This window comes from Pseudomonadota bacterium, assembly GCA_010028905.1.
Classification (GTDB): domain Bacteria; phylum Vulcanimicrobiota; class Xenobia; order RGZZ01; family RGZZ01; genus RGZZ01.
Genome location: RGZZ01000452.1, coordinates 1 through 4,140 on the forward strand (window position 1 = coordinate 1; position 4,140 = coordinate 4,140).

5 protein-coding genes are annotated in these 4,140 nt (G+C 67.9%); 2 read left to right on the forward strand and 3 right to left on the reverse strand.

Annotated elements, in window-relative coordinates; all coding sequences use genetic code 11:
• A partial coding sequence (locus tag EB084_20970) for a hypothetical protein (GenBank protein ID NDD30740.1) occupies positions 1-693 on the reverse strand: 693 nt, incomplete at its 3' end.
• Between the two features lie 524 nt (positions 694-1,217).
• Between EB084_20970 and EB084_20975 the strand changes: the two genes are divergently transcribed.
• Positions 1,218-1,430 carry a hypothetical protein gene (locus EB084_20975; GenBank protein ID NDD30741.1) on the forward strand — a complete coding sequence of 71 codons (213 nt, stop codon included), beginning with the start codon at positions 1,218-1,220 and terminating at the stop codon, positions 1,428-1,430.
• 219 nt (positions 1,431-1,649) lie between these two features.
• Positions 1,650-2,309, forward strand: coding sequence for an HAD family phosphatase (locus tag EB084_20980; protein ID NDD30742.1), 660 nt, complete (start codon positions 1,650-1,652; stop codon positions 2,307-2,309).
• Positions 2,310-2,362: 53 nt separating this feature from the next.
• Here EB084_20980 and EB084_20985 read toward each other — a convergent pair whose 3' ends face one another.
• Positions 2,363-3,526, reverse strand: coding sequence for a hypothetical protein (locus EB084_20985; protein NDD30743.1), 1,164 nt, complete (start codon positions 3,524-3,526; stop codon positions 2,363-2,365).
• Positions 3,527-3,739: 213 nt separating this feature from the next.
• On the reverse strand, positions 3,740-4,140 hold a 401-nt coding region (locus tag EB084_20990; protein ID NDD30744.1), incomplete at its 5' end, for an aminoacetone oxidase family FAD-binding enzyme.

A 4,140-nucleotide genomic window follows, 5' to 3' on the forward strand; every position in this document is an offset into this window, starting at 1 on the left:
TCCCCCGCGACCGCCCGCGCCACCAGGCTCGCCGTTCTCCCCCGCTCGCCCCTGCGTGACGTACCAGCTCACGATTCGGCCTGCACCGTCGTAGCAGGGCTGCACCGTTCCCGCCACGCCATCAGCACCTGTGCGACCGGGCCCACCTGCGCCACCGCGCGCGTCGATGACGAGGGGGTCTGACAGGCGAGAGAGGTACACGGCCTGATGGCGGTTCGCCTGCACCGCCACAACCAGCAGATCGAGCCCTGCGAGGCCTTCCGCGGGCTGCAGCATCACATCGACGTCTTGCCCTGGGGTGCCAGACTCGCCCAGACCGCCATCGGTGCCGCGAAACGGCATCGTGAGGTCTTGCGAAATCTGGAAGGTGCGCAGCGCCACCAGCTCACGCACCCCCTGCGACCCCATCACGCGCACCGTCCACCGGTACACGGGACCCGGCGCGATGCGCAGCTGCACCCGCGCGGTCGCCAGGGTGAGGTTCTGCGCCACCTCGTTGCCTGCATACAGCGTGAACAGATATCGCCCTCCCGCGCTCGGCCAGCGAAAGGTGACCACGGGATTGCTCGCGACGATGACGGCTGCGTCGGGTGGCGAGGCCGAGCGCTCATCGGCTGACGCGCAGCGGGCGGTGAGCAGCAGGGCCAGCAACAGGGCCGGCAGCACAACCAGGGGGTTCCTCGAGAGTTGCATGGTGCTTCCTTCCTGTGTAGACACGAACGTGTTCCTGTGACGGGGGTCAGCCTCGAGCTCTTCGCGCCTCGCTGCCTGCGAGGCCGACTTTGTTCACCCTTGAGAGGGGCCGGCCCTTTGTCGTCTCTGGAGTCCAGGCAGCGAGGCTGTTGACTGGGTGCTCATTCTGAGCAACGCCTCCACTATTCATGGGCAAGCCACAGGGGTTCATTTGATTCCGTCCCGTATCGTGGAAGGCCGGCAGATCGGACAGGACCCTGACCTCACCACGCGAGGGAGGTGAAGCCAGCATCGTGACATGACTTCACCAGACGGCTCACGCATCCCGCTGCGCCATCGCGGCCCTGGCGACCGTCCCGCCCGGTCGGGCTCGTCTGCACCGCTCACGCCCGAGGATGGTTCGCTTCGCCATTTGCTGCTCTGCTGCGCCCGCACGAAGCTCACCGCGACAATCACCGCCCGTTGCTGCGCTTGCAGCAACGGGTAAGAGGGGATTCGGCACAGAGGAGCCAACAACGGTACCCATGGGTCAAGAGATCTGCGTTCGTCCCCCTGCCAACCTCACTGCCGCGGGCAGTCGCACGCGCGCCACCATCGGAGGCGTGGGCATTGCCGTGGCCTTCGCGCTGGCGGTCTTCCTGAAGGTGAGCCCCGTCGGGCATCTGTGGCGGCTCGCTGTCGGGGTTCCGCTCTTCTTCGGCGTCATCGGGCTGCTGCAAGCACGAGAGAAGACCTGAGTCGCCCTCGCCTTGCGCGGTTCGCGCGAGAAAGAGAGCGGTGGTTTCGAGTCGATCACCGAGGCAGATATCGCCGCGGCGCTGCGCGCGAAAGCGAATCGCATGCAGGCACTGGCCATCGGATTCACCGCTCTGGTGACTGTCGCCTTTACCTTTTTGTAGCGCCTCTCGCGTTGAGAGGCGCAGCCCTCAAGCACGCAGACCAGACGGAGAACGCGCATGCCGTACGGCGCCATCTTTGACATGGACGGGGTTCTGGTCGACTCGGGCGACGCCCATCGCGCCTCGTGGATGCAACTGGGTGAGGAGATCGGTGTGGCCTTCACTCCCGAGTTCTTCGTGCAGACCTTCGGCATGCACAACAACCAGATCATCCCGCTGTGGCTGGGCGCGGTGACGGCCGACAAGGTCGAGCGGCTGGCCCTTCGCAAGGAAGTTCTGTACCGTGCCGCGGCACCGGATGTCGTGCGCCCTCTGCCGGGCGCGGTCTCGCTCGTGCGGGCGCTGCGTGCCGCCGGATGGCGCCTTGCGGTGGCATCGAGTGGACCGCGGGCAAACGTGGCGCTCATCGTTCGCCTGCTTGCTCTTGAAGATGCGTTCGACGCGCTCATCACAGGCGATGACGTTCGCGAGGGAAAACCCCACCCCGAAGTGTTCGAGAAGGCCATCTGCGCGGTGGACTTGCCCGCTTCGTCGTGTGTCGTCATCGAAGATGCTCCGCAGGGGGTGAGCGCAGGTCTTGCGGCGGGTGCCGCGGTACTCGCGGTGACCAGCTCCCGTCCTTCGTCGGAGCTCGCAGGGGCGCATCGCGTGGTGGCTTCGCTCGAGGGTGTCACCCCTGATACGCTGCACGCTCTCATCGCTGCACGGGCGGGGTGACCCAGCGGTCTCGCTCCCCGCGCTCTCCGCGCCCCATTACCGCGCGCGGCACGCTACATCTCTTCGTCGGCCGTCGGCGAACCTTGTCCCCCCGGACGGTTCTGCACCAGCCACATCGCCATCACGGCGAGCCCCGCAAGCATCACCAATGTGGCGATGACGCGCGTGTTGTCGCCGATGCGCACGCTCTCGTGCAGCAGCCCCATGCGTCCGAACAAAAAGTTCCAGTCGTGTCCTTCGCCGTCTTCTCCTCCGCCGAGCAGGGGAAGCAACATGACCTTGGCGTCGCGCATGTACACGCTCACGTTCACGAGGTTCTGCCCGAGCCAGAAGAAGGTGAATCCTGCTGCGAAGATCTCGCGACGCAGGGCGAAGTACACCGTGAACGCAGCGGGGACGAACAGCTGGCCGAGGGTTCCGCCGAGGGAGACGATGAACGGGCTTGGCACGAAGGGCATCAAGATGTAGTGGCCGGCTTCGTGAAAGGCAAGGTTTGCGTAGTCGAGCAGCGTCCACGGCTGGGCGTGGGTCAGGTAGGGCCAGGCCAGCAGGCATGCACCCATGAAGGCGGCCGCACGCACGCCCCAGCGCATGGTGGGCGAGACCAGCGGGTCGTCGTGCATGCGTCGCTTCGGGGAGATCGCTGCGGGCTCAGCCCTGAAGCGCGGCCTTCTCGGCCCGACCGCCCGCGTGCAGGAACAGGCCAGCCAGGGCAAGGGTTCCGCCGACGCCGGCGAGCATGCCGCCGACGCCGCCCACAAGCCCCCCGCGACGGTGGCGATATGGGCACCTGCCGTGGCCGGCGTGAGGCTGCGGTTCTTGTTCTGGCGCTCGAGGAAGGCGGGCGATGACGTGCCCTGCGACAAAGCCTGGCCCGCGGCGTGGGCGTCGGCGGCTTCGAAGCCGATGAGGGCGCCGCCCAGAAGCGGGAGGGCCATACCCACCGTGCCGAGGGCGAGTCCCGCGCCCAGGCCGATGCCGGCGCCGATGGCGAGGCCACCGAACAGGCCAACACGGGCGAGACCGTTGCCGAGGGCCTGCACGCCCTTCGCGATACCCGAGAGGCGAACGGGCGCGGTCGTGGGACCCGAGGAGAGCGTCACTGTGTCGGCCGAAGCGCGGGGCTTGGGCGGAGCGGCGGCCGGCGCAGACGTGGCGCGGGTGGCGAGGGTTGCCAGGGCGGCGGCGTTCATCGGGCGGTCGACGGCGGTGAGCATGGTGTGAGTCCCCTTCTCCTCTGACCAGGGCGAGAGCATCCATGGTCGCTGATGACAGTGTATCTCAGGCGGACGGGATGAGTTGTTGCCGCGATGTTAGCGTCACGTCCGCGCCGCCCTGCCTCTGTTATCGGCGGCGTCACGTCCGCGCGGCTGACCCCCTCGGAGGGCCTTCGGCCCGTTCAGCCGCGCTCCCGCGCCGCCCTGCCTCTGTTATCGGCGGCCGCGCTCCCGCGCCGCCGCCTCACCGGCGATGAAGCCGGTGGTCCACGCGTTCTGGAAGTTGAAGCCGCCCGTGAGGGCGTCGACGTCGATGAGCTCGCCCACGCAGAAGAGCCCTGGCGCGCGGCGGCTCTGCATGGTCTGCAGGTCGAGCTCCGACAGCGCCACGCCGCCGGCGGTGACGAACTCTTCTTTGAAGACCCCCTTGCCGCTGATCTCGAGCTCGCCGTTCTTCACCATCTCGGCCAGGCGGTTGAGCCCCTTGCCAGGCACCTCGCACCAGGCCCGATCGGGGGCGATGTCGCAGGCCTCGAGCAGTCGTTCCCAGAGCCGCCGGGGCAGGGGAAGGGGCACGTCGTTGCCGGCGTGCTTGCGGTCGCCCCGCGCCTTGC